Here is a 282-nt window from a genome sequence, read left to right on the forward strand (position 1 = left end):
AAATGGTAGCATTGCTTTCTTATCAACTGGCAAGAGTATCGGGAATATCTTGCCTGCTATGATCAAGGAAAAGGTGCAAGCTGTGTTAGATGCTTGTAAACAAGCAAAAGTAGCCAGAGTAATCAACGTGGAAAATGCATACAGTCGAAAGTGGTATTTCTATGGTGGTGTTATTGATAGTTATGATGTGTTTAAAGGAAATGTTTCAAATATTTTAGAATCACTTCATACTAGTTTGTGTAGGAAGCTTGATACTTTATCAGGAGCAACAAAGACACGTAT

Annotated in this window: 1 pseudogene; it reads left to right on the plus strand. The window is 36.2% G+C overall.

The window, feature by feature from the left end:
* Positions 1 to 282, plus strand: a pseudogene (locus ACSG5Z_RS32260) (LPD1 domain-containing protein); the annotation flags it as partial.

It is taken from the genome of Bacillus pretiosus (assembly GCF_051294775.1).
Lineage (GTDB): Bacteria > Bacillota > Bacilli > Bacillales > Bacillaceae_G > Bacillus_A > Bacillus_A wiedmannii.